Origin of the sequence: Streptomyces sp. NPDC101118 (assembly GCF_044759445.1) — a bacterium.
Lineage (GTDB): Bacteria > Actinomycetota > Actinomycetes > Streptomycetales > Streptomycetaceae > Streptomyces.
Window position 1 is genome coordinate 17,851 of record NZ_JBIVZG010000004.1, and the last position, 20,728, is coordinate 38,578.

20 protein-coding genes are annotated in these 20,728 nt (G+C 70.8%); 9 read left to right on the forward strand and 11 right to left on the reverse strand.

The window, feature by feature from the left end; genetic code table 11:
* Nucleotides 1-75: 75 nt before the first annotated feature.
* On the reverse strand, nt 76-885 hold the full coding sequence (locus ACIQUQ_RS08930) for a hypothetical protein (protein WP_403972976.1): 810 nt from the start codon (nt 883-885) through the stop codon (nt 76-78).
* A 160-nt stretch (nt 886-1,045) separates the two neighbouring features.
* Between ACIQUQ_RS08930 and ACIQUQ_RS08935 the strand changes: the two genes are divergently transcribed.
* The 6 genes from ACIQUQ_RS08935 (at nt 1,046) to cseC (ending at nt 6,141) form a co-directional block, all read left to right on the forward strand.
* Entirely contained in the window at nt 1,046-1,657 is a 612-nt protein-coding gene (locus ACIQUQ_RS08935) for a phosphatase PAP2 family protein (RefSeq protein WP_403972979.1), read from the forward strand.
* Nucleotides 1,658-1,680: 23 nt separating this feature from the next.
* On the forward strand, nt 1,681-2,643 hold the full coding sequence (locus ACIQUQ_RS08940; protein ID WP_403972981.1) for an A/G-specific adenine glycosylase: 963 nt from the start codon (nt 1,681-1,683) through the stop codon (nt 2,641-2,643).
* Between the two features lie 192 nt (nt 2,644-2,835).
* Complete coding sequence (locus ACIQUQ_RS08945; RefSeq protein WP_403664008.1) at nt 2,836-3,396, forward strand: SigE family RNA polymerase sigma factor; 561 nt, start codon at nt 2,836-2,838, stop codon at nt 3,394-3,396.
* A 38-nt stretch (nt 3,397-3,434) separates the two neighbouring features.
* Nucleotides 3,435-4,049 carry a hypothetical protein gene (locus ACIQUQ_RS08950; RefSeq protein WP_403972983.1) on the forward strand — a complete coding sequence of 205 codons (615 nt, stop codon included), beginning with the start codon at nt 3,435-3,437 and terminating at the stop codon, nt 4,047-4,049.
* 9 nt (nt 4,050-4,058) lie between these two features.
* Nucleotides 4,059-4,760 carry a two-component system response regulator CseB gene (gene cseB, locus ACIQUQ_RS08955; RefSeq protein ID WP_403972985.1) on the forward strand — a complete coding sequence of 234 codons (702 nt, stop codon included), beginning with the start codon at nt 4,059-4,061 and terminating at the stop codon, nt 4,758-4,760.
* Nucleotides 4,761-4,824: 64 nt separating this feature from the next.
* On the forward strand, nt 4,825-6,141 hold the full coding sequence (cseC, locus tag ACIQUQ_RS08960) for a two-component system sensor histidine kinase CseC (RefSeq protein ID WP_403972987.1): 1,317 nt from the start codon (nt 4,825-4,827) through the stop codon (nt 6,139-6,141).
* Nucleotides 6,142-6,334: 193 nt separating this feature from the next.
* Here the strand turns inward: cseC and ACIQUQ_RS08965 are convergent, their stop codons facing one another.
* Nucleotides 6,335-7,933 (reverse strand): MDR family MFS transporter, encoded by a 1,599-nt coding sequence (locus ACIQUQ_RS08965; RefSeq protein WP_403972989.1) that lies wholly within the window; start codon nt 7,931-7,933, stop codon nt 6,335-6,337.
* 99 nt (nt 7,934-8,032) lie between these two features.
* On the opposite strand from ACIQUQ_RS08965, the gene ACIQUQ_RS08970 reads away from it, so the two are divergent.
* A complete protein-coding gene (locus ACIQUQ_RS08970; RefSeq protein ID WP_399946634.1) occupies nt 8,033-8,611 on the forward strand; it encodes a TetR/AcrR family transcriptional regulator in 579 nt (192 codons plus the stop codon).
* 13 nt (nt 8,612-8,624) lie between these two features.
* Here ACIQUQ_RS08970 and ACIQUQ_RS08975 read toward each other — a convergent pair whose 3' ends face one another.
* A complete protein-coding gene (locus ACIQUQ_RS08975) occupies nt 8,625-9,314 on the reverse strand; it encodes a M23 family metallopeptidase (RefSeq protein ID WP_403972991.1) in 690 nt (229 codons plus the stop codon).
* A 343-nt stretch (nt 9,315-9,657) separates the two neighbouring features.
* Between ACIQUQ_RS08975 and ACIQUQ_RS08980 the strand changes: the two genes are divergently transcribed.
* Nucleotides 9,658-12,747 (forward strand): NACHT domain-containing protein, encoded by a 3,090-nt coding sequence (locus ACIQUQ_RS08980; RefSeq protein WP_403972993.1) that lies wholly within the window; start codon nt 9,658-9,660, stop codon nt 12,745-12,747.
* A 65-nt stretch (nt 12,748-12,812) separates the two neighbouring features.
* On the opposite strand, the gene ACIQUQ_RS08985 is transcribed toward ACIQUQ_RS08980, so the two are convergent.
* The gene (locus ACIQUQ_RS08985) at nt 12,813-15,338 is read right to left on the reverse strand and encodes an ATP-dependent Clp protease ATP-binding subunit (protein ID WP_403664032.1); all 2,526 of its coding nucleotides are present in this window, start codon (nt 15,336-15,338) and stop codon (nt 12,813-12,815) included.
* A 450-nt stretch (nt 15,339-15,788) separates the two neighbouring features.
* Here ACIQUQ_RS08985 and ACIQUQ_RS08990 point away from each other — a divergent pair, with 450 nt between their 5' ends.
* The gene (locus ACIQUQ_RS08990; protein ID WP_403972995.1) at nt 15,789-16,388 is read left to right on the forward strand and encodes an SCO3374 family protein; all 600 of its coding nucleotides are present in this window, start codon (nt 15,789-15,791) and stop codon (nt 16,386-16,388) included.
* Here ACIQUQ_RS08990 and ACIQUQ_RS08995 read toward each other — a convergent pair.
* The 7 genes from ACIQUQ_RS08995 to nadC form a co-directional block, all read right to left on the reverse strand.
* Complete coding sequence (locus tag ACIQUQ_RS08995) at nt 16,364-16,705, reverse strand: Lsr2 family protein (RefSeq protein ID WP_403664038.1); 342 nt, start codon at nt 16,703-16,705, stop codon at nt 16,364-16,366. The two genes, ACIQUQ_RS08990 and ACIQUQ_RS08995, sit on opposite strands and share 25 nt — an antisense overlap.
* A 176-nt stretch (nt 16,706-16,881) precedes the next feature.
* Complete coding sequence (locus ACIQUQ_RS09000) at nt 16,882-17,439, reverse strand: amino-acid N-acetyltransferase (RefSeq protein WP_399946648.1); 558 nt, start codon at nt 17,437-17,439, stop codon at nt 16,882-16,884.
* Nucleotides 17,440-17,448: 9 nt separating this feature from the next.
* Complete coding sequence (locus ACIQUQ_RS09005) at nt 17,449-17,886, reverse strand: BlaI/MecI/CopY family transcriptional regulator (protein ID WP_403972997.1); 438 nt, start codon at nt 17,884-17,886, stop codon at nt 17,449-17,451.
* A 131-nt stretch (nt 17,887-18,017) separates the two neighbouring features.
* Complete coding sequence (locus ACIQUQ_RS09010) at nt 18,018-18,185, reverse strand: hypothetical protein (RefSeq protein WP_399946654.1); 168 nt, start codon at nt 18,183-18,185, stop codon at nt 18,018-18,020.
* 13 nt (nt 18,186-18,198) lie between these two features.
* The gene (locus ACIQUQ_RS09015; RefSeq protein ID WP_403972999.1) at nt 18,199-18,795 is read right to left on the reverse strand and encodes a hypothetical protein; all 597 of its coding nucleotides are present in this window, start codon (nt 18,793-18,795) and stop codon (nt 18,199-18,201) included.
* Between the two features lie 147 nt (nt 18,796-18,942).
* Nucleotides 18,943-19,752, reverse strand: a complete 810-nt coding sequence (locus ACIQUQ_RS09020; RefSeq protein ID WP_403664051.1) for a type III pantothenate kinase — start codon at nt 19,750-19,752, stop codon at nt 18,943-18,945.
* On the reverse strand, nt 19,752-20,726 hold the full coding sequence (gene nadC, locus ACIQUQ_RS09025) for a carboxylating nicotinate-nucleotide diphosphorylase (protein WP_403664856.1): 975 nt from the start codon (nt 20,724-20,726) through the stop codon (nt 19,752-19,754). The genes ACIQUQ_RS09020 and nadC overlap by 1 nt, the downstream gene beginning before the upstream one ends.
* Nucleotides 20,727-20,728 lie beyond the last annotated feature (2 nt).

Here is a 20,728-nt window from a genome sequence, read left to right on the forward strand (position 1 = left end):
CGCGCTGCGTTCGCTCCCCCGGCGGTCGCTCCCCCGGCGGTCCGGGGTCCCGCTCGGGTCCGGCTCAGGTCCCGCTCAGTCCTTCTCCAGGACGAACGAGGTCTGGATGACCGGCAGGCCCGGGGCCTTGACCTCGACCAGGTAGGTGCCGGCTTCGGCCGCGCCCTGCGGCGGTGACGCACAGGCGGCGGCGTCGCTGCCCTTGCGGTCCCAGTCCACGGCGTGCGTGATGCCGGTCTTCGCGGGAACCCGGAAGTACGTGTTCCCCGCGCCGCTCGGGCAGTCCGCGGAGGACCAGAGGGCCTTGTCGTCGCCGGCCTTCGTGATGGTGAGGACCGCGTGCTTCGGCCCGAGGTCGACCTTGCAGGTCGTGCCCGAGGTGTTCTCGGCGACCAGCTCGAACCGCGGGCGCTCGGCGGGCTCGTACGCGTTCTTCACGCTGCGCACGCTCCACCGGACCGCGCCGGGCGCGCAGTTGGGGAGCGGGGAGGCGGCCGGAACCTGCACGGCGCCGCCGCCGGAGCCGCCGCCGCCCGGGTCGCCGTTCTTGCCGGCGCCCTCGTCGGTGCCGGTGCCGGTGCCCGTACCCGGGTCCGATCCGGTCTGGTCGCCGCCGGTGTCGCCGGAGCCGCTGCCGCCCGACTCGCCGCGGCCGCCCGGGTACTGACTGATCGCCGAGCCGGACGGGTTGGGTCCGGGGGTGATCGGGTCGTTGGTACGGGTGCCGTTGGGGCCCTTCGCGTCCGTACTCGCCTTGTGGGAACCGGAGGTGACGGCCCATGTGGCGATGATGGCGAGGAGCGCGACGACGGACGCCAGAACGGCCCTCCGTCGCCAGTAGATGGAGGAGGGGAGCGGCCCGACCGGATTGCGCAGTGATCCCACGGAGCGAACTTTACGAGAGATCCGGCCCCGATCCGCGTCCCACCCGCCGCACACACACGGTGTTTTGGCGATCATCATCCTGCGGTCGGAAAGCGGAACGTAAAAAACCGGTCAACAGTCGGATGCGGGCGTACGCCGGTTTTACGTACTGTCGGTGACCATGGACACCTCCGACCTCTATCGCGACGTCACGGACTTCGCGCGTTCAACCCCCGGCTGGGTGCAGTCGGTCGCCGAGCTGTGGACCGAGGCCGGCATCGTCCTCTTCGGGCTGCTCTTCATCGCCCTGTGGTGGCGCGCCCGGCCGCTCGACCACCGTGCACAGGCGCTCGCCGTGCTCGCACCGCTGGCGACGGCCACCGCGTACGTGGTCTCGGAACTGCTCAAGTCGGTGGTCCAGGAGGAACGTCCCTGCCGAGCGGTGGCGGGGGCGGGGAGCCCCCTCATCAGCTGCCCGCCGTACGGCGACTGGTCCTTCCCCAGCAACCACTCCGCGATAGCCGGGGCCGCCGCGATCGCCCTGGCGGTGGTCGTGCCGCGGCTGGCCCTGCTGACCGTTCCGATGGCGCTCCTGATGGCCTTCTCCCGGGTGTTCGTCGGCGTCCACTACCCGCACGACGTGGCGATGGGCCTGCTCTTCGGCGGCTCCGCGGCAGCCCTGCTGATGGCCGTGGCGGCCGTCCCGATGACCCGGGTGGTGGCCTCCGTACGGTCCTCCGGGCGTCCGGCGGCTGTCTGGATCACGGGCGCGGGCCCGGCGGGACGCCCCTGAAACGTGCCAGGATGCGGAATGCCATGACTGCCATCACCGCCTCCTCCCCCGGTTCCGTTCCCGTGCCCCCGGCGGCCGGCGGGTCCGCCGCCCCCGCGGACCTGCCCTTCGCGCCGGACACCCTGCACGTCCCCGTCATCGACTGGTTCGAGGACAACGCCCGCGACCTGCCCTGGCGGCATCCCGAGGCCGGGCCCTGGGGCGTGATGGTCAGCGAGTTCATGCTCCAGCAGACCCCGGTGGTCCGGGTCCTCCCGGTGTACGAGCAGTGGCTGGCCCGCTGGCCCCGCCCGGCCGACCTGGCCGCCGAGGCCCCCGGCGAGGCCGTCCGCGCCTGGGGACGGCTCGGCTACCCGCGCCGGGCGCTGCGCCTGCACGGCGCGGCCGTCGCCATAACGGAGCGGCACGGCGGCGACGTACCGCGCGACCACGCGCAGCTGCTCGCGCTGCCCGGCATCGGCGAGTACACCGCGGCGGCGGTGGCCTCCTTCGCGTACGGACAGCGCCACCCGGTGCTCGACACGAACGTCCGCAGGGTCTTCGCCCGGGCCGTGACCGGCACCGAGTACCCGCCCAACGCCACGACGGCCGCCGAACGCCGGCTCGCGCGGGCCCTGCTGCCCGGGGACGAGCCCACGGCCGCGGCCTGGGCGGCGGCCTCCATGGAGCTGGGCGCGCTGGTGTGCACCGCGAAGAGCCCGGCCTGCGCGCGCTGCCCGATCGCGGCGAGCTGCGCCTGGCGGCTGGCCGGCAAGCCGGAGCACCAGGGGCCGCCGCGGCGCGGCCAGACGTACGCCGGGACCGACCGGCAGGTGCGCGGCAAGCTCCTCGCGGTGCTGCGCGAGGCGGTCGGGCCGGTGCCGCAGGGCGCGCTCGACGCGGTCTGGGACGAACCCGTGCAACGGGCCCGCGCACTCGACGGGCTGGTCGCCGACGGGCTCGTGGAGCCGCTGGACGACGGTACGTACCGGCTGCCGCTGACCTGACCTGCGGGAAGCCGAACCGGAAGGAAATCCTCCGACCATCCGGGGAAAGCCCAGCTCAGAGGGCTGTTACACAACCTATGGCTTTCCGTGCGCCCACCGAGGTCTGGACCGCACAGCCTCGTGACAACCCGTCCGTAACTTCGAATCCGTAAGCACGGGGAGACGGACGGAACGGAACGGAGGCGGTCTGAGATGGCGCACGGCGAGGTACTCGAGTTCGAAGAGTACGTACGTACCCGCCAGGACGCGCTGCTGCGGAGCGCGCGCCGCCTGGTTCCGGACCCGACCGACGCGCAGGACCTGCTGCAGACGGCACTGGTCCGCACGTACGGGCGCTGGGACGGGATCGCGGACAAGTCCCTGGCGGACGCGTACCTGCGCCGCGTCATGATCAACACCCGGACCGAGTGGTGGCGGGCGCGCAAGCTCGAAGAGGTCCCGACCGAGCAGCTGCCCGACGCGAGCGTGGAGGACGGCGCCGAGCAGCGCGCCGACCGCGCCCTGCTGATGGACGTCCTCAAGGTGCTCGCGCCCAAGCAGCGCAGTGTCGTGGTGCTGCGACACTGGGAGCAGATGAGCACCGAGGAGACGGCCGCGGCGCTCGGGATGTCTGCGGGGACCGTGAAGAGCACACTGCACCGGGCGCTGGCGCGGCTCCGCCAGGAGCTGGAGAGCCGCAACCTCGACATGCGCGCCCTGGAACGCGGTGACCACTACGTGCGGAGCGAGGGGCGGGAGCGTTGCGCGGCCTAGGTGGCAGAAGCCTCGAACGACGGGGCTCCTTCGCGCTGATGTCGGCGGGGACCATCGTCCTCGCCGGCTCAGTGCTGTTCGTGGTCGGCTGCACCTCGGGGGGCACCGGGCTGAAGGACGAGGGGCCGGCCAGTACGGAGTCGGTGGCGAAGGCCGCTCCGACGCCGCGCTCCTCCGGCGGGTCGCCGCCCGTGAAGAAGGTGGACGCGGTCGCGCTGCTGAAGGCCGACCCGAAGGTGAGCGCGCAGCTCAAGCAGGACCTGAAGCCGTGCGTGGGCAAGCAGTTCCCGGTGGACGTGACCTACGGCAAGGTCACCGGGAACACCGCGGACGACGTGATCGTCAACGTGCTGTCCTGCGCCGATGCGGTGGGGGTGGGCTCCTTCGTGTACCGCCTGGAGGGCGACAAGTACCAGAACGTCTTCGCGGACGAAGTGCCTCCGGTCTACGCCGAGATCGACCGGGGAGACCTGGTGCTGACCCGTGAGGTCTACGGCAAGGGCGACTCCATCGCCTACCCGTCCGGGCAGGACGTGCTCACGTACCGCTGGATGGGCGACAAGTTCACCGTGCACGACCGGGTGCACACGGATTTCAGCAACACGGCCGACGGCGGCGGACAGCCCGCCCCGGCCGTCACGTCGAAGGGCTGAGTGCAGCGGATGGCCGAGACCCATGTGCTTTTCGTGGAGGACGACGACGTCATCCGCGAGGCCACGACCCTCGCTCTGGAGCGCGACGGCTTCGTCGTGACCGCGCAGCCCGACGGGCTGGCGGGCCTGGAGTCGTTCCGGGAGAAGCGCCCCGACATCGCGCTCCTCGACGTGATGGTCCCCGGCATGGACGGCGTGAGCCTGTGCCGCCGGATCCGCGACGAGTCCACCGTGCCCGTGATCATGCTGTCGGCGCGCGCCGACTCCATCGACGTGGTGCTGGGCCTCGAAGCGGGCGCGGACGACTACGTCACCAAGCCCTTCGACGGCGCGGTGCTGGTCGCGCGCATCCGTGCGGTGCTGCGCCGCTTCGGGCACGCCGGCGGCGTCAACGGCGCGGCCGAGGAGGAGCCGGCCGGCGAGCGCGGCGTCCTGTCCTTCGGCGACCTGGAGGTCGACACCGAGGGCATGGAGGTCCGCCGCGACGGCGCGCCCGTGGCCCTGACCCCCACCGAGATGCGGCTGCTGCTGGAGTTCTCCACCGCGCCCGGCACCGTGCTCTCCCGCGACCGGCTGCTGGAGCGGGTCTGGGACTACGACTGGGGCGGCGACACCCGCGTGGTGGACGTCCACGTCCAGCGGCTGCGCACGAAGATCGGTCAGGACCGGATCGAGACGGTCCGGGGATTCGGATACAAGCTGAAGGCATGAGGGGGCACACAGAGCTCGCGTCCTGCCAGGCGCCCGTTCCCGCGTCCTGCCCGGAGCTCACAGGATGAAGCGGTTCACGCTGCGCACGGGAATCCGCTGGAAGATCAGTTTCGCCATCGCCGCCGTGGGCGCCCTGATCGCGATAGCGCTGAGCCTGGTGGTGCACAACGCCGCCCGCGTCTCGATGCTGCAGAGCGCCCGCGAGGTCCAGATGGAGCGGGTGCAGTTCATCGCGAAGAACGCGGAGGTCGTGAAGAAGCCCCCGCTCGGCGCCAAGATCGACGACCCGGACCTGCCGCGCGAGCTGCGCGACAAGGTGCGCTCGGGGCGGCGCGGCTCGTACGTGCAGGAGCACGGCGCCGGGGCCGCCCCGGAGGTGTGGGCCGCGGTGCCGCTCGGCAACGGGCAGGTGCTGTCGCTGCACAACTCCTTCCAGGAGAACGCCAACCTGCTGCGGGCCCTCGACGAGGCCCTGGTGGTCGGCTCGGTCGCCGTGGTGGTGGCCGGGTCGGCGCTCGGCGTGCTCATCGGCGGGCAGATCTCGCGCCGGCTGCGCAAGGCCGCGGCCGCCGCGGGCAAGGTCGCCCAGGGGCAGCCAGGCGTACGGGTGCGCGACGCGGTGGGCGGTGTCGTACGGGACGAGACCGACGACCTCGCGCGGGCGGTGGACGCCATGGCCGACGCCCTCCAGCAGCGGCTGGAGGCCGAGCGCCGGGTCACCGCCGACATCGCGCACGAGCTGCGCACCCCGGTCACGGGGCTGCTGACGGCGGCCGAGCTGCTGCCGCCCGGCCGTCCGACGGAGCTGGTCCGCGACCGGGCGCAGGCGATGCGGGTGCTGGTCGAGGACGTGCTGGAGGTGGCCCGGCTGGACAGCGCCTCGGAGCGGGCGGAGCTCCAGGACGTGGCGCTGGGCGAGTTCGTGCGGCGCCGGGTCTCGGTGCTCATGCCGGACGCGACGGTGCGGGTCGTGGCCGACGAGATCGTGGCCACCGATCCGCGGCGCCTGGAGCGGATCCTGGGCAACCTGCTGGCCAACGCGACGCGGTACGGCAGGCCTCCGGTGGAGGTCGACGTGGAGGGCCGGGTGATCCGGGTCCGGGACCACGGGCCGGGCTTCCCGGAGGCGCTGCTCAAGGAGGGCCCGAGCCGGTTCCGTACCGGCTCCTCCGACCGTGCGGGCGTGGGGCACGGGCTGGGGCTGACCATCGCCGCGGGGCAGGCGCGGGTGCTGGGCGCCCGGCTGACCTTCCGGAACGTGGCGGCGCCGGGCGGGATCGAGCGGGAGGGCGCGAGCGCCGGCGCGGTGGCGGTGCTGTGGCTCCCGGAGCACGCGCCGACCTCGACGGGCAGCTTCCCTGTCGTCCGGCTGCCGGAGTAGCGGCAGCGGGGCGGTCCCCCTCGCACGTACCGGGGTGGGCCCGGTACGTACGGGGGCGGGCCAGGTGCGCACGGGGGCGGCCGGGTAGGACCGGCCGCCGGCCCGGCGTACGACGTGAACGGCCCCCGGTGCCCGTGTAGGCACCGGGGGCCGTCTCACCAGGGGAGGTGAACCGGGGAGCCGGTCGGTCCGCTCAGTGCGCGACCGGCTGCTTCGCCAGGTCGGCGGCCTCGGCGGGGGCGGCCTTCTCCGGGCCGGCCCCACGGAGCGGGACCTCCTTGACGAACCAGGCGGTGACGAACCCGATCACCGCGATGGCCGCACCGAGCAGGAACGCGGAGTGCGTACCCGCGGCGACCGCGTGCTGGTAGGCCTCGCGGACCGCCTCCGGCAGCTTGGCCAGGCTGGCCGCGTCGAGCTGCGCGGAGCTGCCCGTCGCACCCGCACCGGCGGCGCCCAGGCGCTCGGTCATCGTGTCCTGGACCCGCGTGGTGAAGAGCGAGCCCATCAGCGCGACGCCGAAGGAGCCGCCGAGCGTGCGGAACAGGGTGGCGGACGACGAGGCCACGCCCATGTCCTTCATCTCGACGCTGTTCTGGGCGACGAGCATGGTGATCTGCATCAGGAAGCCGAGGCCGGCGCCGAGCACCGCCATGTAGACGCCCGAGACGAGGCGGGAGGTGCCGGTGTCCATCTGCGCGAGCAGGAACAGGCCCACGACCATCAGCGCGCCGCCGGCGATCGGGAAGACCTTGTACTTGCCGCTGTTGGTGGTGACGCGGCCCGCGATCAGCGAGACCACCATCATCGACAGCAGCATCGGCAGGAGCAGCAGGCCCGAGTTGGTGGCCGAGGCGCCCTGTACGGACTGCTGGAACAGCGGCAGGTAGAGCACGCCGCCGAACATCGCGAAGCCGGTCAGGAAGCCGATCACGGACATCAGCGTGAAGTTGCGGCTGCGGAAGATGTGCAGCGGCATGATCGGCTCCGCCGCGCGGGTCTGCGAGTACAGGAAGGCCGCGGTGGACACGACGCCGGCCGCGATCAGGCCGAGGATCTCGGCGGAGCCCCAGGCGTACTCGGTGCCGCCCCAGGTGGTGACGAGCACGGTCGAGGTGATGGCGACGGTCAGCAGCGCCGCGCCCAGGTAGTCGATCTTGCTCTTGACGGTCTTCTTCGGCAGGTGCAGCACCGCCGTCACCATCGCCAGCGCCACGGCGCCCAGCGGCAGGTTGATGTAGAAGGACCAGCGCCAGCCCATGTGGTCGGTGATGGTGCCGCCGACCAGGGGGCCGCCGATCATCGCGAGCGCCATGACGCCGGCCATCATGCCCTGGTACTTGCCGCGCTCCCGCGGGGGGATGAGGTCGCCGATGATCGCCATGACGCCGACCATCAGACCGCCGGCGCCCAGGCCCTGGATGGCGCGGAAGCCGATGAGCTGGCCCATGTCCTGGGCCATGCCGCTGAGCACCGAGCCCACCAGGAAGATCACGATCGAGGCGAGGAAGGAGCCCTTGCGGCCGTACATGTCGCCGAGCTTGCCCCAGATGGGGGTGGAGGCGGCGGTGGCCAGCGTGTACGCGGTGACGACCCAGGAGAGGTGCTCCAGGCCGCCGAGCTCGCCGACGATGGTCGGCATCGCGGTGCCGATGATCATGTTGTCGAGCATCGCGAGCAGCATCGCGATCATCAGGGCCATCAGGACCACGCGCACGCTGCGTGGCTTGGGAGCGTCTTCCACGGCCGTTGCCGCCGCCCCCGACTCGGTTTTCACTGGAACATCGCTCATGGCCACTCCCCTGGTACTTACTTGCCGACCGGCAAGTTCACTACACTGGGGAACGTAGACCCCTAACTAGCCGGGCGTCAAGTAAGTATCGGGAGAGACATGTCCAGCACTCCGCAGCAGCGCCGCGGCAACACGCGCCAGCGCATCCAGGACGTCGCGCTGGAGCTCTTCGCCGAGCAGGGCTACGAGAAGACGTCGCTCCGGGAGATCGCGGAGCGGCTGGAGGTCACGAAGGCGGCGCTGTACTACCACTTCAAGACCAAGGAAGAGATCCTGATCAGCATCTTCGAGGACTTGACCAGGCCCATCGACGAGCTGATCGCCTGGGCCGGCGAGCAGCCGCGCACCCTGGAGACCAAGCGGGAGCTGCTGCGCCGCTACAGCGACGCGCTCAGCACCGGGTCCCAGCTGTACCGCTTCATGCAGGAGAACCAGGCCTCGCTGCGGGAGCTGAGCATCGGCGAGACCGTGAAGCGCCGGATGTTCGAGATGGTCGAGCTGCTGCGCCAGCCCGACGCCCCGACCGTGGACCAGGTGCGCTGCGTCAGCGCGCTGTTCACGCTGCACGCCGGGATGATGTTCATGCAGCACATCGAAAAGGGCGACCCCGAGGAGACCCGCAGGGCCGCCCTCGAAGTCGCCGTCGATCTGATCACCCAGGCCCACCACCAGGCCTGAGGGAGCAGCTCGGTCAGATCTTCACGCCCGCCTTGGCGAGGAAGGTGACCGGGTTGATCGCGGAACCGTAGTTCGGGGTGGTGCGGATCTCGAAGTGCAGGTGCGGGCCGCTGGAGTTGCCCGTGTTGCCGGAGAGGCCGATCCGCTGGTCGGTGGAGACGGTCTGGCCGACGCGGACCTGGACCTTCGAGAGGTGCGCGTACTGGGAGTACGTGTTGTTCGCGTGCTTGATCACGATCGCGTTGCCGTAGGCGGGGCCGTCACCGGCGCCGTTGGGGCCGGCCTTGACGACGACGCCCTTGTGCACGGCCTTGACCGGGGTGCCGGTCGGGACGGCGAAGTCCTGGCCGGAGTGCTTGCGAGCCCACATCGAGCCGCCCTTGCCGTAGGTGGCGGACACGACGTAGTTCTCGACGGGGTTGGTCCAGCCGGCGGCCTTCTTCGCGGCGGCGGCCTTGGCGGCGGCCTTGGCCTGGGCGGCGGTCTTCGCTGCCTGCTGGGCGGCCTTCGCCTGCGCGGCGGCCTGCTCGGAGACCAGCGTGGCCGGGGCGGAGAGGGCGGTGGAGACGTCCGCGGTACCGGCGGCGAAGGCGGTCTGCCCGGCCCCGAACACCATCAGCGCTCCCAGACCCGAGGCAGCGACGACCGTGCTGCGACGGAAGGCGGACTGACGGACACGGTTGGTGGCGACGCGCTTCGACATACGGGCGGACCTCCGGGGTCTGGACTGCTCGGGCAAGAAGCAACCCGGCGCATCGGCCGGGCTGGCTCATCCTTGGTAACAAGACCCCGACAGTTCACTCAAACCCCCCATTTACTACCGAACCTCGTAGTCGGCCCGCGGGAATTCGGACCCGTTGACGGCCCCTGTCCTGGGCTTAAACCTTTCCGACATGGGCGATTTGATCTACTAGAGCATCTAGTACGCCTTTGATCCCCTGTGCGGCTTGTCACCGTTCAGGGACCATCGGATGTCCGTTTCGGGACCAAAGACCTGCAACGCGCCACTACGCTCTCGCGTCGTGGACCCTCTAGCCCAGGCAGGCATGCGCATCGCATCCGGTGTCATCGGCCCGATCGTCGGCAGGTTCTTCCGCTTCTCCGAGGGACCGGGAGCCGCACTCGCGGACCATCCGGTCCGCGTCTCGGCGTACTTCTCCTTCAAGGAGAAACGCACCCTCACCCGCCAGGACTTCGACAAGATCGCCGACAAGCTGGTCGAGGCGGGCTTACGGGCTCCCGGCGAACGCCCCCTCCCGCCCGGCGACGAGGCCGGCGTGGCCGCGGCCCTCGCCGGCACCCTCTACGGCCTCCCCGGCCTGGACCTCACGGACGCCCAGGCCGTCGAGCTCGGCCACCGCGAACTCGCCCGCCGGCTGCGCGCCCAGGCCCCGCACCTCGGCCTCTCCGAACAGGCCGAGTACTTCTACACCCGGCTGCTGGACCTCACCTGCCTGCACGTCCTGCACTTCTTCACCCAGCGCTCCCACTTCGTCGCCGCCACCCTGGTGCAGCAGAGCCGCCGCCAGAGCGAGCTGATCGCGAAGGTGGACGAGCTGGTGACCCGCATCCCCCGCCAGGACGCGGGCGACGGGGCCTTCGAGCGGCGGTACCTGGAGTACGTCGTCCGCAAGCACAGCACCCTGACGATCTTCGGCATCGACCTCACCCGCACCCCGGGGAAGTGGCCGCTGGACGCGGCGTACATGAGCCTGGAGGCGACGGCGTCCCGTCCGGCGGAGGTGGATCCCGCGGACCAGTGGCGGTTGAACCCCCACACCGGCGAGTACGAGCTGCGCGTCGCACTCTCCGGCCCCCTCCCCGCCGACCAGGCCCTCGCCGCCCGCGAGCGGGTACTGCTGCGCGGCGAGGCCGGCTCCGGAAAGACCACCCTCATCCAGTGGCTGGCCGTCTCCGCCGCCCGGGCCGTGCCGGACGAGCGGATGGCGTACGTGCGGGACCGCATCCCCTTCGTACTCCCCCTGCGCACCCTGGCCCGCCACAGCAGCCTGCCCTCGCCGCGCACGTTCCTGGCGTCGGTCGGCGTACCGCTGGCCGGGGAGCAGCCGGTGGGGTGGGAGGACCGGGTGCTGACGCAGCGGCGCGGGCTGGTCCTGGTCGACGGCATCGACGAGATTCCGGAAGCCGACCGCATCCGGGCCCACGAGTGGCTCGCCGACCTCGTCGGCCAGTACCCGGGCAACCGCTGGCTGGTCACCTCACGGCCGTCGGCCGTCCGGGAGGAGTGGCTCGGCGACCAGTCCTTCAGCGAGCTGACGCTGGCCCCCATGAGCCCGGCCGACGTGGCCGCCTTCGTCCAGCGCTGGCACGCGGCCGCCAAGAGCGACGACCCGGAGGAGGACGCCGAGCTCGCCGGGTACGAGGCGCAGCTGCTGGCCTCCGTACGGGCCAACGCCGACCTCGGCCGGCTGGCCACCAACCCGCTCATGTGCGGGCTGATCTGCGCCCTGCACCGCGACCGGCGGGGCTTCCTGCCCTTCGGGCGCAAGGACCTCTACGCGGCCGCCCTGTCCATGCTGCTCAGCCGCCGGGACCGGGAGCGGCAGCTGAAGGTGCCCGAGATCCGGGAGGAGGCCCAGCTCCAGCTGCTCCAGCGGCTCGCGTACTGGCTGATCCGCAATGGCGCCGCGGAGATGGACCGGGCCCAGGCCGAAAAGCTGATCGAGGACGCCCTGCCCTCCCTGCCGGAGGTGGCGGCTCTCGGTGACGGCCGGAAGGTCTTCCAGCACTTCCTGCTCCGCAGCGGCCTGCTGCGGACCCCGGCCCCGGGCCGGGTGGACTTCATCCACCGCACCTTCCAGGACTTCCTGGGCGCCCGGGCCGCCCTGGACGAAGGCAGCTTCGGCGAACTGGCGCGGCACGCCGACGACGACCAGTGGAACGACGTGATCCGCATGGCCGTGGCGCAGGGCCGCCCGCGCGAGCGCACCGAGATCTTCCAGGCGCTGCTGAAGCACGGCACCCCCACGGCCATCCTGCTCGCCCTGGCGAGCCTCCCTCAGGCGGCGGAACTCGATCCCCGCATCAGGGACACGGTGCAGGAGCGGGCAGCCACCCTCCTGCCCCCTCGGACCGCGGCGATGGCCAAGGAGCTGGGCGCGGTGGGGCCCATCCTGCTGGAGCTGCTGCCCGACCCAGAGGAGGCGGATCCCGAGACCGCACACTTCCTCGTGGACGCGGCGGTCGCCACCGGCCGGGCCGAGGCCGTCGACTACCTGGAACGGTTCACCGGTCACCAGTCGGCCCGGGTCGCCACCCACCTCCTCGAAGCCTGGCCCTGGTTCGATCCCGAGGAGTACGCCCGCCGGGTGATCGCGCGGGTACGGCAGGGCGGGATGACCCTCAAGGTCTCCTCGGACGGGCAGCTCGACGCGCTCGGCCGTTACTCCCCGCAGACCCGGCTCAGCGTGACGGGCCAGGTGTCGTCCGAGGCGCTGACGCGATACGGGGAGCGGGTGCGGCTGGAGATGCTCACCCTGTCGAGCAGCACACTGACCAGCCTCGACTTCTTGGCGGGCCAGCCGGAGCTGCGTCATCTGACCTGTCTCAGCTGCCCCCGCCTGAGCGAACTCGACGCCCTGAAGGCTTCTGCCGTCGAGAGCATCTACGTCAATGCACCCCACGAGTCCTGGAGGCGGGTGCTGGGCGGATTGGCTCAGCTGAAACGCCTGCAGTTCGCCGGGTCCCTCGTGGACTGGAGCCTGGACGACCTGACGCACCCGACGGCGCCCCTCCACGAGCTGTGGCTCTACCTCGGCACGAGGCTGACGCGAGGACTGCGGGGCCTGTCCCGCTACCAGAAGCTCCACAGCCTGAGTCTCTACGAATCGGCGGCGCCCGCCTCTGCGGACGACTGGCGGGAGATCGGCGCCCTGCCCGCCGTCTCCATCCTCAGGATCTCCGTTGCCGCTCTGCAAGCAGCCCCCGTGATGGTCCTCCCCGCTGTCCACAACCTCTCGTTCAACGACAGCGCTTCGATCACCAGGTCTGCGGTCAAGAGGATCCCTGCCCTCTTCCCCAGCCTCACCACCCTGAACCTGTCCACCCCCGTAGCCGCCTTCCCCCACGCCAAGCTGCTGCCCAAGTGGGTCAGGCTCACCCACAACGGCGCCTGACATGAAACGGGGCGGCCCCGGAACCAGTCGGTTCCGGGGCCGCCCCGTTGTCTCACACGCGTGCGTTACGCGCCCTTGCTCAGGTCCGGGCCGCCGCCCGAGCCCGTGGCCTCGATCGGGGGCACGTCCGGCAGGGAGGACTTCTCCTCGCCGCGGAAGGTGAACTTGGCTTCCTCGCCCTCACCCTCGGTGCCGACGACCACGATGTGGCCGGGACGCAGCTCGCCGAAGAGGATCTTCTCCGACAGGATGTCCTCGATCTCGCGCTGGATCGTCCGGCGCAGCGGGCGGGCACCCAGGATCGGGTCGTAGCCGCGCTTGGCCAGGAGGATCTTGGCCTCGCCGCTGAGCTCGATGCCCATGTCGCGGTCCTTGAGGCGCTCGTCCACCTTCGCGATCATCAGGTCGACGATCTGGATGATGTCTTCCTGGCTGAGCTGGTGGAAGACCACCGTGTCGTCGACACGGTTCAGGAACTCGGGGCGGAAGTGCTGCTTCAGCTCCTCGTTGACCTTGGCCTTCATCCGCTCGTATCCCGTCTTGACGTCGCCCTGGGCCGCGAAGCCCAGGTTGAAGCCCTTCGAGATGTCCCGCGTACCCAGGTTCGTCGTCATGATGATGACGGTGTTCTTGAAGTCCACCACCCGGCCCTGGGAGTCGGTCAGACGGCCGTCTTCCAGGATCTGGAGCAGGGAATTGAAGATATCCGGGTGCGCCTTCTCGACCTCGTCGAAGAGGACGACGGAGAACGGCTTCCGGCGCACCTTCTCGGTGAGCTGGCCGCCCTCTTCGTAGCCCACGTAACCGGGGGGCGAACCGAAGAGACGGGAAACCGTGTGCTTCTCGCTGAACTCCGACATGTCGAGGGAGATCAGGGCGTCCTCGTCGCCGAAGAGGAATTCGGCGAGCGTCTTGGAGAGCTCGGTCTTACCCACACCGGACGGGCCGGCGAAGATGAACGAGCCACCCGGGCGCTTGGGGTCCTTCAGACCGGCGCGGGTGCGGCGGATCGCCTGGGAGAGCGCCTTGATGGCGTCCTTCTGGCCGATGACGCGCTTGTGGAGCTCGTCCTCCATGCGGAGCAGACGCGAGGACTCCTCCTCGGTCAGCTTGAAGACCGGAATGCCGGTGGCGGTCGCGAGGACCTCGGCGATCAGCTCGCCGTCGACCTCGGCGACGACGTCCATGTCGCCGGCCTTCCACTCCTTCTCCCGCTTGGCCTTCGCCGCGAGGAGCTGCTTCTCCTTGTCGCGGAGCGAAGCGGCCTTCTCGAAGTCCTGCGAGTCGATCGCGGACTCCTTGTCCCGGCGGACGCCGGCGATCTTCTCGTCGAACTCGCGGAGGTCCGGCGGCGCGGTCATCCGGCGGATGCGCATCCGGGATCCGGCCTCGTCGATCAGGTCGATCGCCTTGTCCGGGAGGAAGCGGTCCGAGATGTACCGGTCGGCCAGCGTCGCCGCCTGGACGAGGGCCTCGTCCGTGATGGAGACGCGGTGGTGGGCCTCGTAGCGGTCCCGAAGGCCCTTGAGGATCTCGATGGTGTGCGGCAGCGACGGCTCCGCGACCTGGATGGGCTGGAAGCGGCGCTCCAGCGCGGCGTCCTTCTCCAGGTGCTTGCGGTACTCGTCGAGCGTGGTCGCACCGATGGTCTGCAGCTCACCGCGGGCCAGCATCGGCTTGAGGATGCTGGCGGCGTCGATCGCGCCCTCGGCGGCACCCGCACCCACGAGGGTGTGGAGCTCGTCGATGAACAGGATGATGTCGCCGCGGGTGCGGATCTCCTTGAGGACCTTCTTCAGGCGCTCCTCGAAGTCACCGCGGTAGCGGGAGCCGGCGACCAGCGCGCCCAGGTCGAGGGTGTAGAGGTGCTTGTCCTTGAGGGTCTCGGGCACCTCGCCCTTGACGATGGCCTGCGCCAGGCCCTCGACGACGGCCGTCTTGCCGACGCCGGGCTCGCCGATGAGCACCGGGTTGTTCTTGGTCCGGCGGGACAGCACCTGCATGACCCGCTCGATCTCCTTCTCGCGCCCGATGACCGGGTCGAGCTTGGACTCGCGGGCCGCCTGGGTGAGGTTGCGGCCGAACTGGTCCAGGACGAGCGAGGTCGAGGGAGTGCCCTCGGCCGGGCCGCCGGCGGTGGCGGTCTCCTTGCCCTGGTAGCCGGAGAGCAGCTGGATGACCTGCTGCCGGACCCGGTTCAGATCGGCGCCCAGCTTCACGAGGACCTGGGCGGCGACGCCCTCGCCCTCGCGGATCAGGCCCAGCAGGATGTGCTCGGTGCCGATGTAGTTGTGGCCGAGCTGGAGGGCCTCGCGGAGCGACAGCTCCAGGACCTTCTTCGCCCGCGGGGTGAAGGGGATGTGACCGGACGGCGCCTGCTGGCCCTGCCCGATGATCTCCTCGACCTGCTGGCGAACAGCCTCGAGCGAAATCCCGAGGCTCTCCAGGGCCTTAGCGGCGACACCCTCACCCTCGTGGATCAGACCCAGGAGGATGTGCTCGGTGCCGATGTAGTTGTGGTTGAGCATCCGGGCTTCTTCCTGAGCCAGGACGACAACCCGCCGCGCGCGGTCGGTGAACCTCTCGAACATCGTTATTCGCTCCTCAGAGCGGTCGGGCAGTTCGGGGTCGGTCCCCGCCCTGTCCTTCCGCATGCTAGTCCCGCGGGGCGGGACAGCTCATTCCAACTGCCGACATCCGTCCACGGCTCACCCCACTCGGTGGGGAAAACCAGCCTCACTCAGCCGACAACTGCTCCAACTCGATGGTGGGAGACGATGTTCCCGCAGGCCAGGCAGATACCCGTCTCTTGAGTACGCCGATGGCGAACGGGAGCCGGGTAAATCAGCGTGTCGCCCCGATCCACTAGGAATGTCTTACCCGCAGGGGCTGACACTCCATGCCCTCCACACCGGTTCCCTCCGCTACGGGCGAACACACTTGCGCACCCTCCCGATGGTTTGCCGCCCGGTGGCGTTTACGGTGTGCACCGGTTCGTGCGCGGTGCGTAACCCGGAGCCGTTTCGGCAGTTGCTCGGTACATGGCCCTCACCGTCCCCTCGCCCAGGGCGCCGCTCGCGCCGGAGTCCGCGGCCGATCCGGTCGTCCACTGGTACGAGCGGGTGCTCGGGTGGCCGGTGGCGGGCGGGAATCCCGCCCAGCTGCTCACCGGGGTGCGGTTCGACGTACTGGAGCTGCCCGCGGACGCGGGGCACGCGCTGCTGGGGCGCGGGGTCCCGACGGGGCCCGTGGCCCTCTTGGGGCGCCGGATGCGGCTGCTGGTGGCCGCGGGGAGCGCCGACGAGCTGGACGGCCTGCTCGACTGGCTGGAGTGGGGCGGGGTCGCCCTGGACCTGACCGCCCTGGGTGAGGGCGGCCGGATCACCGCCCCCCGGCCCCCCGGCCTGGCGGGGGGTGACTCTGCGGGGGCCGCCGTGTGGCTGCGGCCCCCGGAGCCGGGGTGTGAGGCGGCGCTGCCGGTCCTGTCCGCCGTGGGGCGGAGGGCCGGCCGGGGAGCTCCTCAGGGGGCTCCCGACCTCGTACGGCTGGTCGGCGCGGCGGCGACGGAATGCCACCGGGCGCGGCTGGCGCGTACGGGGAACCGGACCCGTTCGGGTCAGGCCTTGGCCTTGTTCTCGTAGGCCTCGCGGATCTCGGCCGGGACGCGGCCGCGGTCGTTCACGTTGTAGCCGTTGGCCTTGGCCCACGCGCGGATCTCGGCGGTGTCGGAGCTGCCGGAGGCGGCGACGGCGCGGCCCTTGGTGCGGCCGGTCGCGGCACGGCCGCCGGTGCGGCGTCCGCTCTTGGTGTAGGGCTCGAGCAGGCTCCGGAGCTTGTCCGCGTTGGCGGTGGTGAGGTCGATCTCGTAGGACTTGCCGTCCAGCGCGAACGTCACGGTCTCGTCCGCCTCGCCACCGTCGAGGTCGTCGACAAGAAGGACCTGAACCTTCTGTGCCACCGGATTTCCTTTCATCGAAAATGCAGTACGCGGAAAGGAAACCGCTTTTGCCTGGAAAACACAAACCCCAGGCAGAGGTTCAGGAGGTCAACACGACGGGAAACGTGCGCGATTCGGACATAGGCCACAGGCGGGCCCTCGGCGGTAATAGGCGGCCTGATCGAGCCCTTGATCGTTCAGAGGTGCAGAAGCATCCGGCTGTTGCCCAAGGTGTTCGGCTTCACTCGTTCGAGACCGAGGAACTCTGCTACACCCTCGTCATAGGAACGGAGGAGCTCACTGTAGACATCGTGGGTGACCGGCGTCTCGCCGATCTCGACGAAGCCGTGCTTCGCGAAGAAGTCGACTTCGAAGGTGAGGCAGAATACCCGGCGGACGCCGAGCCACCGCGCGGTCTGGAGCAACTTGTCGAGCAGCTGATGGCCCACTCCGCCGCCCTTCAGTTCGCGGTCGACGGCGAGTGTGCGGACTTCCGCGAGGTCTTCCCACATCACGTGGAGAGCGCCGCAACCCACCACGAGGCCGTCCTGCTCGCGTTCCGCGACCCAGAACTCCTGGATGTCCTCGTAAAGCGTCACGGGCGCTTTGTCGAGGAGGATGCGCTGGTGCACGTACTGGTCGAGGAGTCGCCGCACGTCGGCGACATCACTGGTACGGGCCCGGCGGATCGTTACGGCTTTTGCATTCGCACCGGGAAAGTCCTGCGGAAGCGAATCGCCTTGCTGAGCGTCCATGGAGGGACGCTATCGCCCCGGCTGCGGGGGGTGTGCGCCGGCTTCCCCTTCCGGGGGACCCCCGGTCTCCTGCGTGTCGGGGTCCGCTCCGGGCTCGACGATGCGCATGGCGTCGCGCAGGGCCTCGCGCTGCTCGGGCGACATCATGCCGAAGAAGGCGACGAGGGCGGCCGCCGGGTTGTCGCTCGTCTGCCACGCCTCGTTCATGAGTGCGGCCGAGTAGGCGGCACGGGTGGAGACCGCGGTATATCGATAGGCGCGCCCTTCGGCCTCCCGGCGCACCCAGCCCTTCTGATGGAGATTGTCCATAACGGTCATCACCGTGGTGTAGGCGATGGACCGTTCCTTCTGGAGATCCTCCAGCACTTCCCGGACGGTGACCGGGCGGTTCCACTGCCACACCCGGGTCATGACAGCGTCTTCGAGTTCTCCCAAGGGGCGAGGCACACCAGCACAATAGTGTGAGATGTCGGAAATCGCCCGGCTATTCGTGCAACGAAATGGGCGTACGCCTCGAAAGGAGTCGTACGCCCTGGTGGACCGGGGTCCGCCGACGGCCGGCGGGCCCGGCCGCCGTTCTACTTGCCGGTCTGCCGGGTGGCCTCGGCGCGGGCGATCACGGCGTCGACCGCCGCGTCCTCCTTGGCCTTGTTGGCGCCACCCTGGCTCTTCACGATCGTCACGATGAGGCCGATGAAGAACGCGGCCATCACGAACGGGGGCACGAGCGCGGAAACGTAGTCCATGCCCTCAGCCTAGCTACCCCGCGGCCCGGCCCTCGGCCGGGGGCGCGGGCTTGCGGCGCGGCGGGAACACCTCGCCCGGGGTCGGGATGGGCCGGTCCGGGCGCGGCGGCTTCGGCGCGGGCGCGGGGCGGGGCTTCTCCTCGCCGCCGCCCGGCAGGGCCATCAGGCGCACCCGGGGGGCCGGGGGCGCGGCGGCCGGCGCGAGGCCGAGCCTGGCCCGTACGGAGCGCTCGGCCAGCACCTGGCAGCGCTCCAGCAGCGCGGCGGCCACCCGGTTGCCGCGCAGCGCCCGCAGCGCCGCGAGGTCGTCCGGCACGGGCCGGTACCCGGCGGCGAGCGCGTCCTGGAGGAGTTCGAGGTACCCGGAGAGGCTGCCGGGCAGGGCGCCTCTGTACCGCCCCAGGTCCGCGAGGAGGAAGGCTCTGAGCCGTTCGGCCTCCGCAAGGGCCTCGTCGACCGAGCGCGCGAGCCGCAGGCAGTCCTGCACCTCGGAGCCGGTCAGGGCCCGGTCGGCACCGGAGTCGAGAGCGTGGGCGAGGGAGCGCCGAAGCACAGCCAGCTCAGCAGCGCTGAAGGCCATGCCGCCGCGGGAACCGTAGGGCGTGGGCATGGGCCGACGATACGCGCTAATCGGACAAAATCCCCTCACCCCAGCCTGCCCGGGCGCGGCGCGGCACCCTCGCGGTCCAGGGCCGAAGAGCCCGTACGGCCTCCCAGCGCGCCGGTACGACTGGGAGCCCGCTTCGGGACGGCCGCGCTACGAGAAGTTCGCGACGTTGCGCTCGTAGACCAGGCGGAGGCCGATCAGGGTGAGCCAGGGCTCGTGGTCGTCGATCACGGTGGCCTCGCCCAGGACCATCGGGGCCAGGCCGCCGGTGGCGATGACGCGGACGTCGGAGGGGTCGCCGTCGGGGCCCACCAGCTCGCGGGTCATGCGGGTGACCACGCCGTCGACCTGGCCCGCGAAGCCGTAGACGATGCCGGACTGCATGCACTCGACGGTGTTCTTGCCGATCACCTTGCGCGGCCGGGCCATCTCGATCTTGCGGAGCTGCGCGCCGCGCACGCCGAGGGCCTCGACCGAGATCTCGATGCCCGGGGCGATCACCCCGCCGATGAACTCGCCCTTCGCGGAGACCGCGTCGAAGGAGGTGGCGGTGCCGAAGTCCACGACGATCGCCGGGCCGCCGTACAGCTCGACGGCGGCCAGCGCGTTGACGATGCGGTCGGCGCCGACCTCCTTCGGCTGGTCGGTCAGGATCGGGACGCCGGTCTTGACGCCCGGCTCGACCAGGACCGCCGGCACGTCGCCGTAGTACCGGCGGGTGACCTCGCGGAGCTCGTGCAGCACGGACGGCACCGTCGAGCAGATCGCGATGCCGTGGATGCCGTCGCCCAGCTCGCTGCCGAGCATCGGGTGCATGCCCATCAGGCCCTGCATGAGCACCGCCAGTTCGTCGGCGGTGCGCCGCGGGTCGGTCGAGACCCGCCAGTGCTCGACGATCTCCTCGCCGTCGAAGAGGCCCATGACCGTCTGGCTGTTGCCGACGTCGATCGTGAGCAGCATCAGCGGGCCTCTCGCAGGTCGAGGCCGATGTCGAGGATCGGGGAGGAGTGGGTCAGGCCGCCCACCGCCAGGTAGTCCACGCCGGTCTCGGCGTACGCGCGGGCGTTGGCCAGCGTGAGGCGGCCGGAGGACTCCAGGACCGCGCGGCCGTGGTTGTGCTCGCGGTTGAGGATCACGGCCTCCTCGGTCTCCATCGGGGTGAAGTTGTCGAGCAGGATCAGGTCCGCGCCGGCGTCCATGACCTCACGGGCCTGGTGCAGCGTGTCGACCTCGACCTCGATCGGCAGCTCGGGGTAGGCCTCGCGGACGGCCTTGAAGGCCTGCGCGACGCCGCCGGCGGCCACCACGTGGTTGTCCTTGACCAGGGCCGCGTCCGAGAGGGACATGCGGTGGTTCACGCCGCCGCCGCAGCGCACCGCGTACTTCTCCAGCGCGCGCAGGCCCGGGGTGGTCTTGCGGGTGTCGCGGACCCGGGCCTTGGTGCCCTCCAGGGTGTCGGCCCAGGCGCGGGTGGCCGTGGCGATGCCCGAGAGGCGGCAGAGGAGGTTCAGCGCGCTGCGCTCGCCCGTGAGCAGGTCGCGGGTACGGGCGGTCACCGACAGCAGGACCTGGCCGGCCTCGACCCGGTCGCCGTCCTCGGCGTGCCGCTCGACCTCGAAGGTCTCCTCACAGACCATCGAGAACACGGCCTCGGCGATCCGCAGGCCCGCGACCGTGCCGGCCTCGCGGGCGGTGAAGTCGGCGGTGGCGACGGCGTCCGCGGGGACGGTCGCGACGGTGGTCACGTCCTCGCCGCCGTCGAGGTCCTCGGCGAGGGCCATGTGGGCGATGTCCTCGACCTCGACGGGGTCCAGGCCGGCCTGGGCCAGCAGCTCCGCCAGCGCCGGGTCGAGGCCGCTCTCGGCGGGACCGCAGGCGCAGTCGTCGCCACAGCCGTCTTCGTTCTGCACGAGGGGGAGTTCGGGGGTGCTCACGG

What these genes read in the sequence shown, in the direction of transcription:
- ACIQUQ_RS08970 (WP_399946634.1), top strand. Translation starts at nt 8,033, where the DNA reads ATGTCCAGCACTCCGCAGCAGCGCCGCGGCAACACGCGCCAGCGCATC.
- ACIQUQ_RS08950 (WP_403972983.1), top strand. Translation starts at nt 3,435, where the DNA reads ATGTCGGCGGGGACCATCGTCCTCGCCGGCTCAGTGCTGTTCGTGGTC.
- cseC (WP_403972987.1), top strand. Translation starts at nt 4,825, where the DNA reads ATGAAGCGGTTCACGCTGCGCACGGGAATCCGCTGGAAGATCAGTTTC.
- ACIQUQ_RS08980 (WP_403972993.1), top strand. Translation starts at nt 9,658, where the DNA reads ATGCGCATCGCATCCGGTGTCATCGGCCCGATCGTCGGCAGGTTCTTC.
- ACIQUQ_RS08945 (WP_403664008.1), top strand. Translation starts at nt 2,836, where the DNA reads ATGGCGCACGGCGAGGTACTCGAGTTCGAAGAGTACGTACGTACCCGC.
- ACIQUQ_RS08935 (WP_403972979.1), top strand. Translation starts at nt 1,046, where the DNA reads ATGGACACCTCCGACCTCTATCGCGACGTCACGGACTTCGCGCGTTCA.
- ACIQUQ_RS08985 (WP_403664032.1), bottom strand. Translation starts at nt 15,338, where the DNA reads ATGTTCGAGAGGTTCACCGACCGCGCGCGGCGGGTTGTCGTCCTGGCT.
- cseB (WP_403972985.1), top strand. Translation starts at nt 4,059, where the DNA reads ATGGCCGAGACCCATGTGCTTTTCGTGGAGGACGACGACGTCATCCGC.
- ACIQUQ_RS08965 (WP_403972989.1), bottom strand. Translation starts at nt 7,933, where the DNA reads ATGAGCGATGTTCCAGTGAAAACCGAGTCGGGGGCGGCGGCAACGGCC.
- ACIQUQ_RS09020 (WP_403664051.1), bottom strand. Translation starts at nt 19,752, where the DNA reads ATGCTGCTCACGATCGACGTCGGCAACAGCCAGACGGTCATGGGCCTC.
- ACIQUQ_RS08940 (WP_403972981.1), top strand. Translation starts at nt 1,681, where the DNA reads ATGACTGCCATCACCGCCTCCTCCCCCGGTTCCGTTCCCGTGCCCCCG.
- ACIQUQ_RS09015 (WP_403972999.1), bottom strand. Translation starts at nt 18,795, where the DNA reads ATGCCCACGCCCTACGGTTCCCGCGGCGGCATGGCCTTCAGCGCTGCT.
- ACIQUQ_RS08975 (WP_403972991.1), bottom strand. Translation starts at nt 9,314, where the DNA reads ATGTCGAAGCGCGTCGCCACCAACCGTGTCCGTCAGTCCGCCTTCCGT.
- ACIQUQ_RS09010 (WP_399946654.1), bottom strand. Translation starts at nt 18,185, where the DNA reads ATGGACTACGTTTCCGCGCTCGTGCCCCCGTTCGTGATGGCCGCGTTC.
- ACIQUQ_RS09000 (WP_399946648.1), bottom strand. Translation starts at nt 17,439, where the DNA reads ATGGACGCTCAGCAAGGCGATTCGCTTCCGCAGGACTTTCCCGGTGCG.
- ACIQUQ_RS08990 (WP_403972995.1), top strand. Translation starts at nt 15,789, where the DNA reads ATGGCCCTCACCGTCCCCTCGCCCAGGGCGCCGCTCGCGCCGGAGTCC.